Origin of the sequence: Paracoccus sp. TOH (assembly GCF_030388245.1) — a bacterium.
Taxonomy (GTDB): domain Bacteria; phylum Pseudomonadota; class Alphaproteobacteria; order Rhodobacterales; family Rhodobacteraceae; genus Paracoccus; species Paracoccus simplex.
Genome location: NZ_CP098363.1, coordinates 108,403 through 129,653, shown reverse-complemented (window position 1 = coordinate 129,653; position 21,251 = coordinate 108,403). Strand labels below are relative to the sequence as shown.

Here is a 21,251-nt window from a genome sequence, read left to right as displayed (position 1 = left end):
ACTATTGGCTTATAGTCGGCTTTCGACGCAGGGATAAAACAGAATTCTGAATGCCCTCGGGATCATCGAGCAGCTTCATCCGCAGCAGCGATGCCCCGCGCATATCCACCACAAGATCACCCGTTCCCATGACCCGCTGGAACAGCGTCTGATGCAGATCGATGCTGGCGATTTCCTGAATCGGGATCTTCGCCACAGTCCTGTTGAGAACGCCCTTCGCATAAACCAGCTGGTCTCCGTCAATGGTCAGGCGAGTGCAGGACCATTGAATTGCCGAGATCAACACCGACGAGACAGCGCCGATGCCGATCAATGCCACGGTGCTGATCTGGATTCGCGAGTAAAGGTTCGCGGGTAGGGCAAAGCGATCCGAAACCATGCCGCTCATGACCAATAGGATAGCCAACAGAGCGCCAGCGAACATCCACGGAACGAGCTTATCGACAAAGAACCACCAGTGCATCCGGTGTGATGTATCTTTACTCATTGCCCATCCCCCCAAGGATCTGGTGAAGCCATACGCTGCAAGAACCTCGCCTTGTCCTGGGACACCTCATCCCACAGGGTGCCCAGCACGAGCTGCTGGCTCGCAAGCATTGAGTTGCTATCGATAATGAGGTCGCGCAGTGCGGGCCGGTTCTGGTCGAGGCCAGCAACGACCCAATCTATGGCGATGGCCTCATCCATCTTTTCCCCCCGCAGTCGTGTCCCGACGCGCACAATACCTGGGCCGAGGGTGTTGACACTCACCACATCGATCTGCTCGCCCTGATACCCTTGGAACGCAGACACATAGCCTCCGGCCGTCACCGCCAGAAGAGAATGAGCCAGCGCCCGCCGCTCATTGTCATTGAGCACCGCCACAAGCTCTGGAGGAACGCTGTTGCGAAGCACAAAGCCCCAATCGACCGAACGCTCCACCAGCGCCGTCATCGCCTGTAGCCGCCCCTGGGGCGGCAACTGATAAACGCGCAGCGCACCCCCCGCGATGGAGGCCACGGCGTCCACAGCGCGATCCTCGGCGGCGGCATCACGCGGCGTAGCCGCCTGAGCCGCTTGTGGGGCCGAATTGCCGCCCGGATCGGCCTGATAGCCATGAGCATGACCGGCAACCAGAGCGATTACGCCCGCGACAGCAGCGATCCCGATTTTATGGAGCACCGCTCTCTCCCGTTCCCAAGATCGTGCAGACGTTATCCAGCGAAATATCCATGCCGAACGTGTTGGAGAAGATCACGGCCAGATCAGTGATGAAGAAGGCGCACAGTCCCCCGAAGGCAAAGCCAATGACCTTCAGGCCGATGCCTTGCCCTTGGAATGACGTGATCCGCGAATATGCTAGGAAAGCCGCCCATGCCCATGCCGTAATCCCGATACACATCCAGAACAGGATAACTCCCGCCTTGACCCGATCACACCAGGGGCTGGTATTGGGCGGCGGCAGGTAGGAGAGCATGTTGTAGGTCTCGTCTCCCCCCAGCACAAACGTCCCGGCCGCGTCCCACAGGAGAACGAGCGGGACTGACATGGCTCCACCCAACACCCACAACCCGAGCGCCTTCCAAGGTGTCGGTGTTCCCTGACCATAAGATTGGCCGCGCCCGCTGTCGGTTGCGGCCTTCCAGGCGATCATGCCGCCAGAGACGACACAGCCAAGCCCCGCCAAGGCCAGCAAAGCCAGGATGAACTCGATGTAATAGGGAAAGACACCCGTCAGCCTGACCAGCGCGGTATCGAGGCTTGGAATTTCCATGTCGCCCCCCGCCTTATTGTTCCAGGACCACGCCAGTATTCAGATACTCGCGCAGTGCGTTATATTTCTCGGCCAGATCGTTATAGCCTCGGATCAGGCGCTCATTCGTCTCTTCGAGCGCGAGGATGCGATCCTCGGCGCGGCGCACCTGGATCGCGAGCAGATTCGGATCGAGATACTGGTTCGGCACATATTCATCGACGGCCACCGCGTTCGGTTCCACCGCCCTCTGTGCCGGTCCCTGTTGCTGCGCACTCGCTTGTCCCGTGGTGACAACACCGGCCAGGACGGCGATAGCGATCATTTTGCTTGCAGATAGCATTGAATGAAATCCTCTGTTTCGGACACAACCGACGCCTCGGCTGCGATGCTGATCTCTCCGGTCTTCTTCCCGTCCACCACGAGCGCTGGCGCATCGTTGGGCTTCGTGCCGAAGGGATCGGTGACGATGAATGCCGGGGTGTCTGTCGCGCCCATGACGCAACCACCCATCCCGAGCATCGACGTGTCGTCGTCTGGCGCTGTCGCCGCCCACTTCTGGTAAATGTCCTGGACATACCAGATGACTTCCTTGGACAGGCTGTTCTCCTGACCAACGAAAACAGAGACGCGAGCGCCGCGCTGGACGGCCGCAACAAGGGCCTCGGCCTCGGGCTTTGTCAGCTCGCCGCGAGTGTGGAAAATCACCACAGACTGCGCCGCGTTGATCGTATCGATCGCGCAGCCCGTCCCACACTCCGGCCAGCTGCTTGTCGAGAGCTTGGACCAGTTCAGCGCCTCGATTTCCGCCATCGCCATGACGGGAACCGTTACCGCCAGAAGCACCCCCGCAATCACCCGTTTCATTGTGCATGTTCTCCCGCTGTAGATGACACCATTGTTGCCCAGGCCGCATTCGGCCGGGACCGGCTAGAGCTGTAGAGCTGCGCCCTGGTAAACTCGTCAGCCGCGATCTTGGTGAGGTCAAGAACCGCATCTCGGAACTCTCCCATGGCCATGTCGGCCGCATAGCCAACGTCAGCCAAGTGTCCCATGGGGTTCGTTCCCAGCTCCGATGCAGAAACCCCGCCGCCTGTGCTTGCCATCGGCATACCCGTGAGGCTCCCGACCTGGCAGTTGTTCGCCAACGTCAGCCCATCCGGGCGCGAAATACCCTGCGAGGCATAAGCCGAAGCCAGCTCGGCCGGGAAGGCGACACGGTTGGGCAAGAACGGTTCTGGGTTGACGAAATAGAAGCTGCTTGGCAACGCCGAGGCCACTTGATCGGCCGTCAACGGATTCTTCTCCTTTGAGCCAGTCCAGCCGCCAGGCGATTCCCAGATACGGGACTCCATCCCGACACCTTGGAGCTTCGATCCCTCGATCAAACTGCCCAGGTGCAAGTGAATTGCCCCAGGCGATCCACTATCGCCCATCGTCCCGATCTGGGTGTCAGGGGTCACAACCGTTCCGATCTGCCGCACGTCGCGATGGACCGAATCCAGGTGCATGAAGACGAACCGCTGCGAGCCGTCGCTTGTCTCGATGACGACGCGGTTTCCTCCACTACCAGAACCCGCGACCACAACCCGCCCGTTCACACCGGCATAGATGGGATCGCCTCGGCCGACACCATTCACCAGGTCCAAGCCTTGGTGCCATCCAGCTGACGCCCTGCCCGTTCTATCGACGCCATAGGGCGACGAAACCCGCTGACCACTTGTGGACATGATCGGGTGCGTCATGCAGACGCCAGACACGCTTCCCGCGTTCTCTGCCGCCGCCTGGGCCACCTGATCCACGGTATAGCTACCGCCCGCCCCACCCGCACTGCCACCATAACCTGACGCGCCAGCGATACCGCCATGCGCCGCAGCGCCACTTACCAACCGCCCCATCACATACTGATCGAGCCGTTCCAGCGTCTGCTGTGACGGGAAGTTTTGGGCGAGGATCGTGGACAGGTTACTGAGATTTGCGCCGGTGAAGCCCGAACTAACGAAATTGTTCATCCCCCCGGCACCAAGGAAGTGAGCACCGGAAAGCAGCCCGCCCTCGGTCACAAGAACCCCGTTCACGACTTTCCCGATCTGCCCCTTGGTTGACGCACTCAAAGAGCGCCAGTTGCGAAGGGTGAATTCATCGAAAGCCTGATCCTGCAACCGCCGCCCGGACTCGGTTGTCAGGAAATCGTTGATCGTGCTGACGCCCATAGCCTGGGATTTGGCCGTGAAGACCACATTATCCCAATCCCAAACCCCTGTCGCACTGGACACATATCCCAGATCGGCCAGCGTCTGGGGCATAAACTGATAGGCCCCGGCTGCTTTGCCGGTCACAAGATTGAGGATCTCATAACGACGCCCGGATTCCGGCCCCATAACCGCCACCCTGAAATCCTCGAAATCGAACCCCCCGGAAATGCTCTGCGCAACGGCTGGTGCAGCCGTCAGCGCGAGCGCAGTCGAAACGGCAAGGGCGGCAAGGGTGCGGCGCATTGATCTACTCCACATAGCGAGGGTTCCTCGGCGGCGACTGCGCTGGCGCAGGCTCGATCATGGTCAGCTGCGTGACTGCCCCCGTCCCCAGGTCGATCTGGGAAACGGCCGCCTCAAGCTGATATTCAACGAAGACGCGGCCATCGGCCTCAAGGAAGCCCCACGGCAGGTCCAGATTGATAAAGATTGTCTTCGGCGGCTGGCCTTCGCGCAGAACCACGAGCGGGCACTGTGCGCCGCCCTCAGCACAGATGCTGGTTGTCGCGAGACGGACGCCCTTGATGGTCTCACCAGACCCCGACCGGAACAAATACGTCATGTTCGCAGGGCTGTTCTCCGGGGTCTCGGCCAGATCATCCGAGAAGGGAGCAATCGCGGCCGCGAAATCCTCGGCGCTCGCCGGGCCAGCCGCGACGGCCTCTTCCGCAATCAGCGGAACGAAGCCCTTGTTCCGCCATTGCCACTGCCTGCCGCCAGCCACGATGCGTTTGAAATAAGAGCGCGGGTCATCCACCAGGCCCGTCACATCCCGGCGGGAGTGGGCAAAACTTGGGGGTGTCTGTGTATGTTGGTGGTTCATTGAGAAGGGAACTGCCATGGAAGTGCGGATTATTGTCGAGACGACCTTTGAGAACGGAACCACAAAGAGGCATCGTCTCGGCCGTTTGTCCCGCCCGTTTCGACGCACGCAGCCTGAGGGGTTCGGGTTGTTGCTCGAAGATGCGAAGACGATCCTGGGGCAATTGCAAAGTGCGATCCTGCACGACCAGATCGAGGAAATTTCCGAAGCCAGCCGGATCTGCCCGGACTGCGACGGGGTCCGGGCTATACATGATTATCGGTCGCGGGTGCTCGACACACTCTTCGGCAGGTTCGAGGTCAAAGCGCCGCGCATTCGGCGTTGCGCCTGCAATGCAAAATCCGATGTTGTCTTGGGCGGACCGCTTTCGCCTCTCGCTCACTTTTTCCCGGATCGATCGACCCCGGAACTGCGACGCCTTCAAGCCGAACTTGGAGCGCGTCATTCCTTTCGGGAAGCGGTGCGTATTCTGGAAACCTTTCTGCCTTGCGCGAAGCAGGTGAACACATCGGTGCGCAATCGACTGGGCAAAGTTGCCCGGGAAATCTGCGACAGCGAGCAGAATGAGCCGCTGGTTCCTTCAGCCGCCGAAGAGGCGCCTGCGCTGACGGTTTTCCTGGACGGTGCGCATATCCGATGCAGGCCGGAATATCAGAAGCGACACCTCGATGTTGTGGTCGGTAAAATTGAAGGCCACGATAGGTGCCGTCGCTTCGGCTTGGTGCAACAGGCGGTCCTGTCACCTGCCAGTCAGCTTCGCCAGCACTTGAGGGCTCTCGGTTGGGATCACGAACAAACCGTCACGGTAATTTCGGACGGGGAACCAGCCCTGCCAAACCTCGTCCGCAATGCCGTCGATGGAAAGGTCCGCCACATCCTCGACTGGTGGCATATCTCGATGCGTATTCAGCACGTCGAGAACGCCGTAAAAGGCCTGCTGCAGAGCAGGGGTTTCTCCGGCATTCCAGTGTTGTTCAAACGTCCGGCCGAAACACGGGAGTGGGCAAAACTTGGGGGTGTCTGTGTATGTTGGTGGTTCATTGAGAAGGGAACTGCCATGGAAGTGCGGATTATTGTCGAGACGACCTTTGAGAACGGAACCACAAAGAGGCATCGTCTCGGCCGTTTGTCCCGCCCGTTTCGACGCACGCAGCCTGAGGGGTTCGGGTTGTTGCTCGAAGATGCGAAGACGATCCTGGGGCAATTGCAAAGTGCGATCCTGCACGACCAGATCGAGGAAATTTCCGAAGCCAGCCGGATCTGCCCGGACTGCGACGGGGTCCGGGCTATACATGATTATCGGTCGCGGGTGCTCGACACACTCTTCGGCAGGTTCGAGGTCAAAGCGCCGCGCATTCGGCGTTGCGCCTGCAATGCAAAATCCGATGTTGTCTTGGGCGGACCGCTTTCGCCTCTCGCTCACTTTTTCCCGGATCGATCGACCCCGGAACTGCGACGCCTTCAAGCCGAACTTGGAGCGCGTCATTCCTTTCGGGAAGCGGTGCGTATTCTGGAAACCTTTCTGCCTTGCGCGAAGCAGGTGAACACATCGGTGCGCAATCGACTGGGCAAAGTTGCCCGGGAAATCTGCGACAGCGAGCAGAATGAGCCGCTGGTTCCTTCAGCCGCCGAAGAGGCGCCTGCGCTGACGGTTTTCCTGGACGGTGCGCATATCCGATGCAGGCCGGAATATCAGAAGCGACACCTCGATGTTGTGGTCGGTAAAATTGAAGGCCACGATAGGTGCCGTCGCTTCGGCTTGGTGCAACAGGCGGTCCTGTCACCTGCCAGTCAGCTTCGCCAGCACTTGAGGGCTCTCGGTTGGGATCACGAACAAACCGTCACGGTAATTTCGGACGGGGAACCAGCCCTGCCAAACCTCGTCCGCAATGCCGTCGATGGAAAGGTCCGCCACATCCTCGACTGGTGGCATATCTCGATGCGTATTCAGCACGTCGAGAACGCCGTAAAAGGCCTGCTGCAGAGCAGGGGTTTCTCCGGCATTCCAGTGTTGTTCAAACGTCCGGCCGAAACACTGCGATGGTACCTTTGGCATGGGAAAGTTCTAACGGCCACGACCAGTCTGCAATGGTTGATCGTCGATTGCACGCGGCTGAATACAGATGATCGCATGGCGGCTGAAGCAGCCCGACGCGTGCAAGCCCGGTGCCGGGACCTCTATTCCTACCTTGCGAACAACATGGACAGCCTGACCGACTATGGTCGGCGGTACCGCACGGGTTTTCCGATTTCTTCATCCCGGGCAGAGGGCTGCGTGGACGACATCGGGAACACCCGCATGGGCAAGCGCCGCCGCATGAGATGGTCGCCCAATGGAGCCCACCGCGTGGCTGTTGTCCGCGCCGCCGTTCTCGACGGTCGGCTAACCGGAGCCTACCAAAGAGCAGCCGCATGACCCCCAAGTTTTGCCCACTCCCATGTGTGCCGGATTTAAGGGCAACGCGACAGTATTTTTCACAGATCCTGTTTTCCAAAGAGCGCCGGTTTACTCACGTTCGAGACCGGAGGTTCGCACGGGAACCGAATTTGCAAAGCTGCCGGCGATGTATTCTTCGAGCCTCTGCAGTGCTTCGGAATTGCTTCCCGTTGCCCGGTGCAACCGTAGTTCCAGTTCGCCCAAGTTGGGCAAGCCGTCCCGTTCGGAGAAGATCTTGCTGTCGGGTGGGATTGCGCTGCCCGCCATGACGGTTATGCCGATGCCGGCCCGTACAGCCGCAGAAATCCCGTTATAGCTGGAGCTGAGATAGACGATACGGCATGCCCGCTGCGCCTGGTTCAGACTTTGCAGGATCCGGTTCCGATAGATGCAGGGCGGGGGCGCTAGGACCAGCGGCAGGGGCGTCTGCAGATGGCTTGCATGATCTATGCTTCCCACCCAGACGAGCGGTTCGGTGTAGACCAGTCGACCGCCAGGAGAGGCCGATTCCTCGTGAAGGGCGATGACCAGATCAAACTCTCCGGCCTGCTGGCGGCGCAGCAGATTCTTGCTGAGGTCGCTTGTCACCTCAAGCATGACGTTCGGATGGGCCTGTGCGAACTTGCCCAGGAACTCTGGCAGAAGCGAGGCCGTGTACTCGTGAGGTGCCCCCAGGCGCACCCGGCCGGTGACCGAAGGCTGTCGCAGGTTGGACAGAAGCTCGTCGTTTAGGGCAAGGATTCGCCGAGCAAACTGAGCAACGGTCCTGCCGTCTGCGGTCAGCTGCAACTTGTGGGCATCCCTTTGAAAAAGCGCTGCATTTGCGATTTCTTCCAACCGCTTGATCTGAAGGCTGATGGCCGAGGGAGTGCGGCCGACAAGCTCGCCGGCGCGGGTGAAGCTGCCGCTGTCGATGGCCTTGATAAAGGTGCGCAGCAACTCCATCGGGACATTTTGCATGGCAGACCTAATGTTAACAAAACTCAATCTATGATTAGAAGAATGAAATTTTCAAAAGTCAACAAAGGTCTATACATCCTATGTCCGCCCCAAGGTCGCGACCCGGCTCCCACCCGACCGACGGTTCCGTCACTCTGATGCCGAGCCGAGAGTCACGGGCAAGCCACATGCAGGCTCCGGGCGGATCGACGAGGAGGACGCCCATCAACAAAGCAGAAAGCTGTGGCGCGAGATGCGCCAAGGCCCGGTAGTCCCTTGCCGTGGGGTGCTTGGCTGCAAGGGACAATGAGGAGATTGCCCTGTGGAAACACTCAATGCCTTTTTCAATTTGCTGAACGGCATTGTTTGGGGCGTTCCGATGATCGCCCTGCTCATCGGCAACCTGATCTCGCTGCCGCTGTTGTCTCTGGTCGTCATCAAGCTGACCCGCGACTACTTCGCAGAACCAGAAAACCGCTGGCCAATCAGGCCGGCGCGCCTTTGCGCGCCGGTTCTTCCAGCCAAATAGGAGACGCAGATGCACGACGCTCAGGAAGATATCGCCACGTTCGACCCGGCCCTGTGGTCTGCCCTTGAAGCCGAGCGCGCACGCCAGGAAACCCAGATCGAGCTGATCGCCTCGGAAAACCACGCCAGCCTGCGCGTGATGCAGGCGCAGGGGTCGGTCCTGACCAACAAGTACGCCGAAGGCTATCCCGGCAAGCGCTATTACGGCGGCTGCCTGCATGTTGACGTGGTCGAACAACTGGCCATCGACCGGCTGAAGGCGCTGTTCGGCGCAGGATACGCCAACGTCCAACCCCATTCCGGCGCGCAGGCGAACGGTGCGGTCAAGCTGGCGCTGCTGAGCCCCGGCGACACGATCCTGGGCATGTCGCTGGATGCCGGCGGCCACCTGACCCACGGCGCCAAGCCCGCGATGTCGGGCAAGTGGTTCCGCGCGGTGGCCTACGGCCTCGGGGCCGATGGCAGGATCGACTATGACCGGGTCGAGGAACTTGCCCTGGCCGAAAAGCCGAAGCTGATCATCGCCGGGGCCTCGGCCTATTCGCGTGTCATCGACTTCGCCCGCTTCCGCGCGATTGCCGACAAGGTGGGCGCCTGGCTGATGGTGGACATGGCCCATATCGCCGGGCTGGTGGCAACCGGCCACCACCCCAGCCCGATGCCGCATGCCCACATCGTGACCTCCACCACGCACAAGACGCTGCGCGGCCCGCGCGGCGGGATCATCCTGACCAATGACGAGGCGCTGGCCAAGAAGATCAACTCGGCCGTGTTCCCCGGTCTGCAGGGCGGCCCTTTGATGCATGTCATCGCGGCCAAGGCCGTCGCCTTCCAGGAGGCGCTGCAGCCGTCGTTCAAGGATTACATCGGCAATGTCGTCGCCTCTTCGGCGGCGCTGGCCGAGGTGCTCGTCAATCGCGGCGCGGCCATCGTGTCGGGCGGCACCGACAACCACCTGATGCTGGTCGACCTGCGCCCTCTGGGCGTGAAGGGCAATGCCGCTGCCGAAGCGCTGGAGCGGGCCAACATCACCTGCAACAAGAACGGCGTCCCGAATGACCCGGAAAAGCCGACCGTCACCTCGGGCATCCGTCTGGGCACGGCGGCGGGGTGCAGCCGTGGCTTCGGCGTGACCGAGTTCCGCGAGATCGGCGGGCTGATCGGCGATGTGCTGGATGCGCTGCGCCGCAATCCCGAGGGCGACGCCGCTGTCGAGGCCGCGGTCCGCGCCAAGGTGCAGGACCTGTGCCGCCGCTTCCCGATCTATGGGGCCGGCCATGCATGAGTTCGATCTTGTCGTGATCGGCGCGGGCCCCGGCGGCTATGTGGCCGCGATCCGCGCCGCTCAGCTGGGCCTGACGGTGGCCTGCGTCGAAGAACGCGCCACGCTGGGCGGCACCTGCCTGAACGTGGGCTGCATCCCGTCCAAGGCGCTTCTATCCTCGTCGGAACACTGGGCCGAGCTGAAGCACCTGTCGGCGCATGGCATCTCGACCGGCGAAGCTTCGTTCGACCTGTCGGCCATGATGGCGCGCAAGGACAAGGTGGTGGGCGACCTGACCAAGGGCATCGCGCATCTGTTCAAGAAGAACGCCGTCGAATGGCTGAATGGGCGTGGCAGCATTCCGGCGCCGGGCCGGGTGCAGGTGGGCGACGAAACCGTCGCCGCCAGGACCATCCTGATCGCAACCGGGTCGGACCCGGCCGCGTTGCCGGGCGTGACGGTGGATGAAAGCGTGGTGCTGTCCTCGACCGGCGCTCTGTCGCTGCCGAAGGTGCCGGATCATCTTGTGGTGATCGGCGCGGGCGTCATCGGGCTGGAGCTGGGCCAGGTCTGGGCGCGGCTGGGGGCCAAGGTGACGGTGGTGGAATATCTCGACCGCATTCTGCCCGGCGCCGACGGCGAGATTGCCAAGACCGCGCAGCGCCTGTTGCAGCGGCAGGGGCTGGCCTTCCAGCTGGGCCGCAAGGTGATGTCAGTCACCCAGGCCGATGGCAAGGCCAGCATCACGCTGGAACGCCGCGACAAGGGCACTGAAGAAACGCTGGAGGCCGATGCCGTGCTGGTGGCCATCGGTCGCCGCCCGCGCACTGCCGGGCTTGGGCTTGAGGCGTTGGGCATCACGCTGGATGCGCGCGGCTTCATCCCGGTGGACGGGCAGTTCCGCACCGCCGTGCCGGGCATTCTGGCCATCGGCGATGTGGTTCCCGGCCCGATGCTGGCCCACAAGGCCGAGGAAGACGGCATTGCGGCGGTCGAAGCGCTGGCCGGGCACGCGCATGGCGCGCCGGACTATTCGCTGGTTCCCGGCGTGGTCTACACCGCGCCCGAGATCGCCAGCCTTGGCGCCACCGAAGAGGCGCTGCAAGAGGCCGGTCGCGCGCATGTGGTGGGCAAGTTCCAGTTCATCGCCAACGGTCGCGCCCGTGCGATGGGGGCGACCGTTGGCCTGGTCAAGGTGCTGGGCTGTGCGGACACCGGCCGCATCCTTGGCGCGCATGTCCTGGGCCGCGGCGCGGGCGAACTGATCCAGGAATTGGTGCTGGCCATGTCCACCGGGGCCACGCTGGCGCAGATCGCCGCCACGTCGCACGCCCATCCGGGCATGGGCGAGGCGGTCAAGGAAGCCTGCCTTGCCGCGCTTGGCAAACCGCTGCACGCCTGAGGGGGATGCGATGAAGGACTTTGTCGAAAAACCGCGCCACCCGGAAAAGGTCCGTCGAGCCATCTCTGAGACCCCGCGCAAGCCGGACTGGATCCGGGTGTCGCGGGCGGACAGCCCGGACTACGGCCAGACCCGCCGCATCCTGAAGGACAACGCGCTGTCCACCGTCTGCGAGGAAGCCGCCTGCCCGAACCGCGGCGAATGCTGGTCGCAGCGCCACGCGACCATGATGATCATGGGCGAAACCTGCACGCGCGGCTGTTCGTTCTGCAACGTCGCCACCGGTCGCCCCGACGCGCTTGACCCGTTCGAGCCGGGCCGGGTGGCGCAGGCGGTGGCCAAGCTGGTCCTGCGCCATGTCGTGATCACCAGCGTTGACCGGGACGATCTGGACGATGGCGGAGCGGCGCACTTCGCCCAGACCATCCGTGCCGTTCGCCATCAGAACCCCGACACCACCATCGAAGTGCTGGTGCCTGATTTTCTGCACAAGGGCCCGGCTTGGAAGATCGTGGTCGATGCCGCACCAGACGTGTTCAACCACAATCTGGAATGCGTGCCGGGGCTGTACCCCTCGGTCCGGCCCGGCGCGCGCTATTACCAGTCGCTGCGGCTTCTGGACGACGCCAAGCGGCAGAACCCCGGGATCTTCACCAAATCCGGCCTGATGGTCGGGCTTGGCGAAACCTTCGAGGAACTGCGCCAGGTGATGGACGACATGCGCGCCGCTGGCGTCGATTTCATCACCGTGGGGCAGTATCTGCAGCCCACCGCACGGCATCACAAGCTGGATCGCTTCGTGCCGCCTGACGAGTTTCGCCGGATCGAGGACATGGCCCGGTCAAAGGGCTTTCTCGCCGTTTCTGCCACCCCGATGACGCGGTCGTCCTTCCATGCCGGGGATGACTTTGCCCTCCTGAAAGCCGCCCGCAACGCCATGACCTCCGCCAAGGAATCCCAGAATGGATGATACCACGACCCTGAAGAAGACCCCGCTGACCGCCCTGAACATCGAGCTGGGGGGCAAGATGGTTGGGTTTGCCGGCTATCAGATGCCGGTGCAATTCCCCGAAGGCGTGATGAAGGAACACCTTCATACCAGGGCCAAGGCAGGTCTGTTCGATGTCAGCCACATGGGTCAGGTGATCCTGCGGCCGAAGTCGGGCAAGGTCGAGGACGCTGCGCTCGCGCTGGAGCGGCTGGTGCCGGTCGATATCCTGGGCCTGAAGCACGGTCGCCAGCGCTATGCGCTGTTCACCGATGCGCAGGGCGGCATCCTGGATGACCTGATGGTGGCCAACCGGGGCGATCACCTGTTCGTCGTGGTCAACGCCGCCTGCAAGGAACAGGACGTGGCGCACATGCGCGCCAACCTGTCCGACCTGTGCGATGTGATCGAACTGACCGACCGCGCACTGGTCGCGCTGCAAGGCCCGGCGGCGGAAAGCGCGCTGGCGGCACTGGCCCCCGAAGTGGCGGCGATGGCCTTCATGGATGTGCGGGGCGTTTCGATCCTTGGCGTGGACTGCGTCGTCTCGCGCTCGGGCTATTCGGGCGAGGACGGCTACGAGGTCTCGGTCCCTGAAGCCAAGGCGGTGGAGTTTGTCCGCAGCCTTCTGGCCAACCCCGACGTGCAACCGATCGGGCTTGGCGCGCGCGACAGCCTGCGGCTGGAAGCGGGCCTGTGCCTTTACGGCAATGACATCGACACCGGCACCACCCCGGTCGCGGCGGCGCTGGAATGGGCGGTGCAGAAGGTGCGCCGCACCGGCGGGGCGCGGGCAGGGGGATTCCCCGGTGCCGATGTGATCCTGCGCGAGTTCGACATTGGCGCAACGCGGCGGCGTGTCGGCATCGCACCGGAAGGCCGCGCGCCCATCCGTGGCGGCGATCTCTACCTGGACGAGACGTCGGCGGACCCCGTGGGCCGTATCACCTCGGGCGGTTTCGGCCCCACGGTGAACGCCCCCGTGGCGATGGGCTTTGTCGCCGCCAGCCTTTCTGAAACCGGTACGCGCCTGTTCGTCGACCTGCGCGGCAAGCGTGTGCCCGTCACCGTCGCCGACCTTCCCTTCATCACCCCCCGTTACAAGCGCTGAGGATCAAGACCATGTTGAAATTCACCGAAGATCACGAATGGCTGAACATCGCCGATGGCATCGCCACGGTCGGCATTACCAATCACGCCGTCGAACAACTGGGCGACCTGGTGTTCGTCGACCTGCCCGAAACCGGGGCCACTCTGGCCAAGAACGATGCTGCGGCAACGGTCGAGTCGGTCAAGGCCGCATCGGACGTCTACTGCCCGCTGGATGGCGAAGTGGTTGAAGTCAACGAGGCGATCCGCAACGACCCGTCGATCGTCAATGCAGATCCGCAAGGCGCCGGCTGGTTCTTCAAGCTGAAGCTTGCCCGCGTCGCCGATGCCGAAGGGCTGATGGACGAAGCCGCCTATCTGGCGCTTGTGGGCTGAGGGGAAAAACCATGACCTACAAGGAATCCAGCTACGCCCCCTACGATTTTGCCAACCGTCGCCATATCGGCCCCTCTCCGGCCGAGATGGCCGAGATGCTGAAGGCCGTGGGCGCGCCCAGCCTTGACGCGCTGATCGACGAAATCGTCCCCGACGACATCCGGCTGAAAACCCCGCTGACATGGGGCAAGGCGCTGTCGGAACAGGCCGTTCTTTCCAAGCTGCGCAGCGTGGCCGACATGAACCGGGTGATGACCTCGTTCATCGGGCAGGGCTACCACGGCACGGTCACCCCGCCGCCGATCCAGCGCAACATCTTTGAAAACCCGGCCTGGTATACCGCCTATACTCCCTACCAGCCGGAAATCAGCCAGGGCCGTCTTGAGGCACTGCTGAACTACCAGACCATGATCGCCGATCTGACCGCGCTTGACGTGGCCAACGCTTCGCTTCTGGACGAAGGCACCGCCGCCGCCGAGGCCGTGGCGCTGTGCCAGCGTTCGGCCAAGTCGAAGGCCACCGCCTTCTTTGTCGATCAGGACTGCCACGCCCAGACAATCGCCGTGGTGAAAACCCGGGCCGAGGCTTTGGGCTGGTCGGTGATCGTCGGCAATCCCTTTGCCGATCTGGACCCTGCCAAGGTCTTCGGCGCGCTGTTCCAGTACCCCGGCACCTATGGCCATGTGCATGACTTCACGTCCGTCATCGCCAAGCTGCACGCCGCTGGCGCGCTGGCCACCGTCGCCGCCGATCCGCTAGCGCTGACCGTTCTGAAGGCTCCGGGCGAAATGGGCGCCGATATCGCCATCGGCTCGACCCAGCGCTTTGGCGTGCCGATGGGCTATGGTGGCCCGCACGCTGCCTACATGGCCGTCAAGGACGGGCTGAAGCGCAACATGCCGGGCCGTATCGTTGGCGTGTCGATCGACGCGCGCGGCAACCGCGCCTACCGGCTGTCGCTGCAAACGCGCGAGCAGCATATCCGCCGCGAGAAGGCCACCTCGAACGTCTGCACCGCGCAGGCTTTGCTGGCGGTCATGGCGTCGATGTATGCCGTGTTCCACGGTCCCGAGGGCCTGAAGGCCATTGCCGAACGCATCCATCGCAAGACGGTGCGTCTGGCCAAGGGTCTGGAAGCGGCAGGGTTCACCGTGGAACCGGCGGCTTTCTTCGACACGATCACCGTCGAGGTCGGCGCCGTCCAGGGCGCGATCCTGAAATCGGCCGAGGCGGCCGGCATCAACCTGCGCCGCGTCGGCACGACGAAGATCGGCATCTCGTTCGATGAGCGCGCCACCCGCGCCCATACCGAGGCGATCTGGGCTGCCTTCGGCAACGAGCGTCGCGACGACGACCTGACGCATGAATACCGTCTGCCGGAAGCGTTGGTGCGGACCTCGGAATACCTGACCCATCCGGTCTTCCACATGAACCGCGCCGAAGCCGAAATGACCCGCTACATGCGGCGTCTGGCCGACCGCGATCTGGCGCTGGACCGGGCGATGATCCCACTGGGCTCCTGCACCATGAAGCTCAACGCCACCGCCGAGATGATGGCGCTCAGCTGGCCCGAGTTCGCCGACGTTCACCCGTTCGCGCCGAACAGCCAGACCGCAGGCTATGCCGAAATGCTGCGCGACCTGGACGCCAAGCTGTGCCAGGTGACGGGCTATGACGCCTTCTCCATGCAGCCCAACTCGGGCGCGCAGGGGGAATATGCGGGTCTTCTTACCATTCAGGCCTATCACCGCGCCAATGGTCAGGGCCACCGCGATATCTGCCTGATCCCGACCTCGGCTCATGGCACCAACCCGGCTTCGGCGCAAATGGTGGGGATGAAGGTGGTCGTTGTTGGTGTTGCCCCGAACGGCGACATCGACATGGACGACTTCCGCGCCAAGGCCGAACAGCATTCCGCCAATCTTTCGGCTTGCATGATCACCTATCCCTCGACCCACGGCGTGTTCGAGAAGACCGCGCGCGAGATCTGCGAAATCACGCACAAGCACGGCGGGCAGGTCTATCTGGACGGCGCCAACATGAACGCGATGGTCGGCCTGTCGCGGCCCGGTGACATCGGCTCGGACGTCAGCCACCTGAACCTGCACAAGACCTTCGCCATCCCGCATGGCGGCGGCGGTCCGGGCATGGGTCCGATCGGCGTGAAGGCGCATCTTGCGCCCCACTTGCCGGGCAACCCGTTGCTTGCCGATGGCGGTGCAGTGTCTTCGGCCCCCTATGGCTCTGCCTCGGTTCTGCTGATCAGCTGGGCCTATTGCCTGCTGATGGGCGGTGAAGGGCTGACCCAGGCGACCAAGGTGGCGATCCTGAACGCCAACTACATCGCCAACCGGCTGAAGTCGGCCTACCCGATCCTCTACTCGGCGGGCGGACGTGTGGCGCATGAGTGCATCCTTGACACAAGGGTGATGAAAGACCGCGCCGGGGTGACGGTGGATGACGTGGCCAAGCGTCTGGTCGACTGCGGCTTCCACGCGCCCACCATGAGCTGGCCCGTGGCGGGTACGCTGATGGTGGAGCCGACGGAAAGCGAGCCCAAGGCGGAGTTGGACCGTTTCATCACCGCCATGCTGGGCATCGCGGCCGAGGCGGAAGCGATCGTCGAAGGCAAGCTTGACGCCGAAGACAACCCGCTGAAGCACGCGCCGCACACGGTCGAGGATCTGGTGGGCGAGTGGAACCGGTCCTACAGCCGCGAATCCGCCTGCTTCCCGCCCGGGGCTTTCCGCGTGGACAAGTACTGGTCGCCGGTGAACCGCGTCGACAACGTCTATGGCGACCGGCACCTGATCTGCTCATGCCCGCCCCTGGAAAGCTACATGGACGCGGCCGAGTGATCCTCGGCTGAAGACAAGACGGGGCGGCGCTTCGGTGCCGCCCCATTGCAGACAGGGAAGCGCAGGATGTTCCTTTCAACTTTCGATATCTTCAAGATCGGCATTGGCCCGTCCTCCTCGCACACGATGGGACCGATGGTGGCCGCCGCGCGCTTTCTGGACGAGCTGCGCCGCGCCGCGCCGCCCGAAGGCACCCGGCTGCGCGCCAGCCTGCACGGTAGCCTCGCCTTCACTGGCAAGGGCCATGCCACCGACCGGGCGGTGATCCTGGGCCTGCTTGGATTCCTGCCCGACACCATCGACCCCGACCGCGCCGAGGCGCAAGAGGCCGCGCTGCGCTCCGCCAGGACCATCGCGCTGCCCGGCCTGCCAGTGCTGGCGTTTCGCCCCGACGAGGATCTGGTCTTCGACTACGGCCCCCCTCTGCCGGGCCATGCCAACGGGCTGGTCCTGACCGCCCTGCGACCGGACGGCGAACCGCTGATGTCGCGCACCTATTATTCCATCGGTGGCGGATTTGTCCGCACCGCCGAGGAGCTTGCCGCCGACCGGGCGCAAGACGGCGCGGCACCGGCCGCGGGTCCGGCGTCACCGGGCTATCCGTTCCCCTTCACCTCGGCGGTCGAGATGCTGGCGATGGGCGCCGCATCGGGCGAAAGCATCGCCTCGATGAAACGGGCGAACGAAACCTTGGCGCATGGCGCGGCCTTGGATGACCGGCTGGATGCCGTTTGGGCCGCGATGGACGGCTGCGTCGAACGCGGCTTGCGGCAGGAGGGCATCCTGCCCGGCGGCCTGTCAGTGCGCCGCCGCGCCAGCGACATCCATCGCCAGCTTCTGTCCGAAAGTGGCGCCAACCGCAGCCAGCCGCATGTCGTGAACGACTGGATCGCCACCTACGCCATGGCCGTGAATGAAGAAAACGCCGCCGGGGGCCGGGTTGTCACCTCGCCCACCAACGGGGCCGCAGGCGTGGTGCCCGCCGTGATCCGCTACTACCGCGACCACTGCAACGGCGCGACGCATGAGGGCATCCGCGACTTCCTGCTGGTGGCCGCCGCCATCGGCGGGTTGATCAAGCACAACGCCTCGATCTCGGGGGCCGAAGTCGGGTGCCAGGGCGAGGTCGGCTCGGCCTCGGCAATGGCGGCGGCAGGACTTTGCGCAGCACTTGGCGGCACCAACGAGCAGATCGAGAACGCCGCCGAGATCGCCCTGGAGCACCATCTGGGCATGACCTGCGACCCGGCAAAGGGGCTGGTTCAGGTGCCTTGCATTGAACGCAACGGTCTGGGCGCGATCAAGGCGGTGTCGGCGGCCAGTCTAGCGCTGCGTGGCGACGGGCAGCATTTCATGCCGCTCGACAACTGCATCGAGACGATGCGGCAGACCGGCATCGACATGAACCTGAAGTACAAGGAAACCTCCACCGGCGGTTTGGCCGTCAATCTTCCGGAATGCTGAACAAGCCGATTTTACTCAGCTACACTGCCGAGATTTTCGCCGCTTGCAACTTTGCAGTAGCGATCCTTCTCACCCGCTCGACGAAGTTCTTCGAACACCTTGCCCATACCCGTCCGAGTCACGCCGGCATCTTCCATCTTCTGGGAGAGGTCGAAGTCGCTTTCGCCTTCTGGGAAATGGTGCCGATCGTCGGGATAGTGATCCTAAACGGCCAAAACATGGCGCTCACCCAGCAACAGTGCCTAAGTGGCAGTCTGAGGCTGCCATCGGACACCGGTTTTGATCATCGCGTTTGCGATTGCGATGAGCTTGCACGCGATGGCGATGATGATGAGCTTTTGCGGATTTTCGTGCGTCGTCAGGCGATGCGCGGCCACAAACTGCAATCAGTGGATCCTCGCAATCGCCTTTCCGCTGTTCCGTCATGATGACAGTTACCTGACGGAGTTTCTGCGTAGCATAACCGGCGCTACCCCGTCGGAGTTCTGAAATCTCTGGAGCAGGGCTTAAGCGTCCTAGGTCAGCACCTCGGCCTTCGACAGGATCCAGTCGCGGGTCAGGGCGGCGCGGTCGGACAGCGCATCGGTATTGGACCACACTAGATAGAAGCCCGCCCCGGTCTCCCACCTCCAAGGGCCGACAGGTATGATCAGCCTCTGACCGATCGGCAGACGGCAAACATGGTCCCAGCCCAGGGCGATCCCCTCTCCGGCCATCGCGGCCTGCAACACGAGGGCGTAGTCGTTCAGGCGCAGGCCATCGCCACGTTCGGGATAGCTCGCCCCGAAATGGCGGAAGAAAGAGGCCCAGGTTGGCCGGTAGCGGTGCGGTTCGTCCAGATGCACCAGTTGTTGGGAGGCCAGATCGGCAAGGGTGTTGATGGGGGGAAGTCGGCGCAGAAGCGCAGGACTGGCAACTGCGAGCAGACGTTCTGGGGCGATGCGGGCGGAATAGTAACCCGTCCAGTTGCCATCCCCCCGCCGAACGGCCAGCGTGGTGGCGGGCGAGGCGATCTCGATATCGCGGTTGACGGTTTCCAGCCGCAAGTCGAAGCCCGGATTGAGGGCGTGAAATTCCTGCAGATGCGGCACCATCCACCATGTGGCAAAGGCGGTGGAGACGAGCAGCGTCACATGGTCGCCCGCCGAGCCCCGCCCGATCTGGCGCGCCGTCGCAAGGATGCGCTGGAAGCTGTCGCTGACATCGCGATAGAGCCTTTCCCCGGCATCCGTCAGGGCGATACCACGGTGACGGCGAAGGAACAGCCGCGTGCCGATCGCATCTTCCAGCCGACGCAGGGCCTGACTGACTGCGGGCTGCGAAACGGACAGCTCTTCCGCTGCTCGTGAAAAGGACAGATGGCGCGCCGCCGCCTCGAAGACGACGAGGTTATGGGCGGAGCCGATCTGATGTTCCAAGCGCAGCATAACTTCATATTATCCAAAGACCAACATTTCGCAACGGTCACGTGGCGCGCAGCTTGGGCTAACCTTTGCGCAAACCTCACTCAGATGCGCAGAAACCATCACCATGACCGTCATTGAAACCAGCACGCGCCGCAAGCGTGGCCTTGACCGAGAACCCGCCGCTGCGGCCCCGGCTTATATCACGCGCGCGCTTCCATGGTATGCCATGGCGGATGAAGAGGCTCTAGATCGGATCGAGTCCCGCGCCTTCGCGCTGATCGAACGGGTCGGGATCGAGTTTCGTGACGATCCCAAGGCCCTGGCATTTTGGCGCAGCGCCGGTGCAGCTGTTGATGAGACCCGCGTCCGCGCCGCTCCCGAGTTGATCCGCGGGCTTCTGGCCCACGCGCCAGCCGAGTTCACGCAGGTCGCCCGGAACCCGGCTCGGTCGGTCAGGATCGGCGGGCGGCATCAGGTCTTTGCGCCGGTCTATGGCTCGCCATTCGTGCGCGATCTGGAAGGGGGGCGGCGTTACGGCACGTTGGAGGACTTCCAAAAGCTGGTGAAGCTGACCCATGCGCTGGACCCGCTGCACCATTCCGGCTTCGTGACTTGCGAGCCCTGCGACGTTCCCGTCAGCAAGCGCCATCTCGACATGGTGCTGGCCCATATGACCCTGACGGATAAGCCGCACTTGGGCGCAATCACCGAAAAGTCCCGCGCCGAGGACAGCGTGGCCATGGCGCGAATCCTGCATGGCGATTCTGTGTTCGACAGCGAATGCGTCATCATGGCGAACGTCAATTCAAACTCGCCCCTTCTGGTCGACAAGGTGGTGACCGAGGCGATCGAAGTCTACTCAGGCGCGGGGCAAGGAATCATCGCAGTGCCGTTCATCCTTGGCGGTGCGATGGGACCTGTGACCACCGCCGGGGCCATCGCGCAGGCGCTGGCCGAGGCGATGATGGTCGGTGCCTACGTCCAGATCGTGCGCCGGGGCGCGCCTTTCATCTTGGGCAACTTCCTGTCTTCGATGAATCTGCGTTCGGGTGCGCCGACCTTCGGAATGCCGGAACCGATGATGTCGAACTTCGTCATCGGCCAGCTGGCGCGTCGGCTGAACCTACCGCTGCGCTGTGGCGGGGCGCTGACCGCGTCGAAACTACCTGACTTTCAGGCGGCGGCAGAAAGCGCGGATTCCATGCTTTCCACCGTCCTTGGCGGGGCAAACTACGTCTTGCATGCGGCGGGCTGGCTGGAGGGCGGGCTGGCCACGGGATACGAGAAGCTCGTCCTCGATGCAGACCGTCTGGGAGCCTATGCTGTGGCGCTGCAGGGCATGGCCGTGGACGACAACGCGCTGGGGCTGGATGCCTATGACGATGTCGAACCGGGAGGGCATTTCCTTGGGTCGGCCCATACCATGGCCAATTACACCACCGCCTTCTACGAGGCGAAGTTGTCGAACTCCGACAGCGTTGAACAATGGGAAGAACAAGGCTCCAAGGATGCCGCAAGACGGGCCTATGACCGTTGGAACCTTCTCCTGAACCAATACGAAACTCCACCCATCGACCCCGGCACGTTTGAGGCGCTGAACGACTATGTGACGCGCCGCAAGTCAGAACTGCCGGATGCCTGGTACTAACAACCCCCCTCGGAAAGGACGA

General features: G+C 63.0%; 20 protein-coding genes and 1 pseudogene. 12 read left to right on the top strand and 9 right to left on the bottom strand.

From position 1 onward, the window contains the following. Nucleotide 1: 1 nt before the first annotated feature. The 7 genes from NBE95_RS20955 to NBE95_RS20925 are packed head-to-tail and all read right to left on the bottom strand — an operon-like array spanning nucleotide 2 to nucleotide 4,828. On the bottom strand, nucleotides 2-487 hold the full coding sequence (locus NBE95_RS20955; protein ID WP_289896555.1) for a PH domain-containing protein: 486 nt from the start codon (nucleotides 485-487) through the stop codon (nucleotides 2-4). Further along, nucleotides 484-1,161, bottom strand: a complete 678-nt coding sequence (locus NBE95_RS20950) for an ABC transporter substrate-binding protein (RefSeq protein WP_289896554.1) — start codon at nucleotides 1,159-1,161, stop codon at nucleotides 484-486. Before NBE95_RS20950 ends, NBE95_RS20955 begins: the two co-directional genes overlap by 4 nt. After that, nucleotides 1,151-1,753, bottom strand: coding sequence for a hypothetical protein (locus NBE95_RS20945; RefSeq protein ID WP_289896553.1), 603 nt, complete (start codon nucleotides 1,751-1,753; stop codon nucleotides 1,151-1,153). Before NBE95_RS20945 ends, NBE95_RS20950 begins: the two co-directional genes overlap by 11 nt. Before the next feature lie 13 nt (nucleotides 1,754-1,766). Next, nucleotides 1,767-2,057: a hypothetical protein gene (locus tag NBE95_RS20940; protein WP_289896552.1), complete on the bottom strand. Its 291-nt coding sequence runs from the start codon at nucleotides 2,055-2,057 to the stop codon at nucleotides 1,767-1,769. Next, a complete protein-coding gene (locus NBE95_RS20935) occupies nucleotides 2,054-2,599 on the bottom strand; it encodes a hypothetical protein (protein ID WP_289896551.1) in 546 nt (181 codons plus the stop codon). Before NBE95_RS20935 ends, NBE95_RS20940 begins: the two co-directional genes overlap by 4 nt. Next, the gene (locus NBE95_RS20930; protein ID WP_289896550.1) at nucleotides 2,596-4,230 is read right to left on the bottom strand and encodes a M23 family metallopeptidase; all 1,635 of its coding nucleotides are present in this window, start codon (nucleotides 4,228-4,230) and stop codon (nucleotides 2,596-2,598) included. The genes NBE95_RS20935 and NBE95_RS20930 overlap by 4 nt, the downstream gene beginning before the upstream one ends. A 4-nt stretch (nucleotides 4,231-4,234) precedes the next feature. Then, nucleotides 4,235-4,828: a hypothetical protein gene (locus tag NBE95_RS20925; protein ID WP_289896549.1), complete on the bottom strand. Its 594-nt coding sequence runs from the start codon at nucleotides 4,826-4,828 to the stop codon at nucleotides 4,235-4,237. Between NBE95_RS20925 and NBE95_RS20920 the strand changes: the two are divergent. Beyond that, nucleotides 4,827-5,804: pseudogene (locus NBE95_RS20920) on the top strand (ISKra4 family transposase); the annotation flags it as partial. The gene NBE95_RS20925 and the pseudogene NBE95_RS20920 overlap by 2 nt on opposite strands. A 63-nt stretch (nucleotides 5,805-5,867) precedes the next feature. Further along, nucleotides 5,868-7,226, top strand: a complete 1,359-nt coding sequence (locus NBE95_RS20915; RefSeq protein WP_108437546.1) for an ISKra4 family transposase — start codon at nucleotides 5,868-5,870, stop codon at nucleotides 7,224-7,226. A 90-nt stretch (nucleotides 7,227-7,316) separates the two neighbouring features. On the opposite strand, the gene NBE95_RS20910 is transcribed toward NBE95_RS20915, so the two are convergent. After that, nucleotides 7,317-8,192, bottom strand: coding sequence for a LysR substrate-binding domain-containing protein (locus NBE95_RS20910; RefSeq protein WP_354670379.1), 876 nt, complete (start codon nucleotides 8,190-8,192; stop codon nucleotides 7,317-7,319). A 316-nt stretch (nucleotides 8,193-8,508) separates the two neighbouring features. Between NBE95_RS20910 and NBE95_RS20905 the strand changes: the two genes are divergently transcribed. From NBE95_RS20905 to NBE95_RS20865, 9 genes are all read left to right on the top strand, one after another. Continuing rightward, a complete protein-coding gene (locus NBE95_RS20905; protein ID WP_289896547.1) occupies nucleotides 8,509-8,715 on the top strand; it encodes a hypothetical protein in 207 nt (68 codons plus the stop codon). 9 nt (nucleotides 8,716-8,724) lie between these two features. Next, nucleotides 8,725-9,999, top strand: coding sequence for a serine hydroxymethyltransferase (gene glyA, locus NBE95_RS20900; protein ID WP_289896546.1), 1,275 nt, complete (start codon nucleotides 8,725-8,727; stop codon nucleotides 9,997-9,999). After that, entirely contained in the window at nucleotides 9,992-11,380 is a 1,389-nt protein-coding gene (lpdA, locus tag NBE95_RS20895) for a dihydrolipoyl dehydrogenase (protein ID WP_289896545.1), read from the top strand. The genes glyA and lpdA overlap by 8 nt, the downstream gene beginning before the upstream one ends. Before the next feature lie 10 nt (nucleotides 11,381-11,390). Next, complete coding sequence (gene lipA, locus NBE95_RS20890) at nucleotides 11,391-12,350, top strand: lipoyl synthase (RefSeq protein ID WP_289896544.1); 960 nt, start codon at nucleotides 11,391-11,393, stop codon at nucleotides 12,348-12,350. After that, the gene (gene gcvT, locus NBE95_RS20885) at nucleotides 12,343-13,479 is read left to right on the top strand and encodes a glycine cleavage system aminomethyltransferase GcvT (protein WP_289896543.1); all 1,137 of its coding nucleotides are present in this window, start codon (nucleotides 12,343-12,345) and stop codon (nucleotides 13,477-13,479) included. The genes lipA and gcvT overlap by 8 nt, the downstream gene beginning before the upstream one ends. An 11-nt stretch (nucleotides 13,480-13,490) precedes the next feature. After that, complete coding sequence (gene gcvH / locus NBE95_RS20880; RefSeq protein WP_234872294.1) at nucleotides 13,491-13,853, top strand: glycine cleavage system protein GcvH; 363 nt, start codon at nucleotides 13,491-13,493, stop codon at nucleotides 13,851-13,853. Nucleotides 13,854-13,864: 11 nt separating this feature from the next. Further along, nucleotides 13,865-16,711 (top strand): aminomethyl-transferring glycine dehydrogenase, encoded by a 2,847-nt coding sequence (gcvP, locus tag NBE95_RS20875; RefSeq protein WP_289896542.1) that lies wholly within the window; start codon nucleotides 13,865-13,867, stop codon nucleotides 16,709-16,711. A gap of 66 nt (nucleotides 16,712-16,777) precedes the next feature. Beyond that, nucleotides 16,778-18,175: an L-serine ammonia-lyase gene (locus NBE95_RS20870; RefSeq protein WP_289896765.1), complete on the top strand. Its 1,398-nt coding sequence runs from the start codon at nucleotides 16,778-16,780 to the stop codon at nucleotides 18,173-18,175. Beyond that, the gene (locus NBE95_RS20865; RefSeq protein WP_289896764.1) at nucleotides 18,169-18,603 is read left to right on the top strand and encodes a putative Na+/H+ antiporter; all 435 of its coding nucleotides are present in this window, start codon (nucleotides 18,169-18,171) and stop codon (nucleotides 18,601-18,603) included. Before NBE95_RS20870 ends, NBE95_RS20865 begins: the two co-directional genes overlap by 7 nt. Nucleotides 18,604-18,690: 87 nt before the next feature. Here the strand turns inward: NBE95_RS20865 and NBE95_RS20860 are convergent, their stop codons facing one another. Beyond that, a complete protein-coding gene (locus NBE95_RS20860; RefSeq protein WP_289896763.1) occupies nucleotides 18,691-19,602 on the bottom strand; it encodes a LysR substrate-binding domain-containing protein in 912 nt (303 codons plus the stop codon). 103 nt (nucleotides 19,603-19,705) lie between these two features. Between NBE95_RS20860 and NBE95_RS20855 the strand changes: the two genes are divergently transcribed. Beyond that, entirely contained in the window at nucleotides 19,706-21,229 is a 1,524-nt protein-coding gene (locus tag NBE95_RS20855) for a trimethylamine methyltransferase family protein (RefSeq protein ID WP_289896762.1), read from the top strand. The last annotated feature ends 22 nt before the right edge of the window (nucleotides 21,230-21,251 follow it).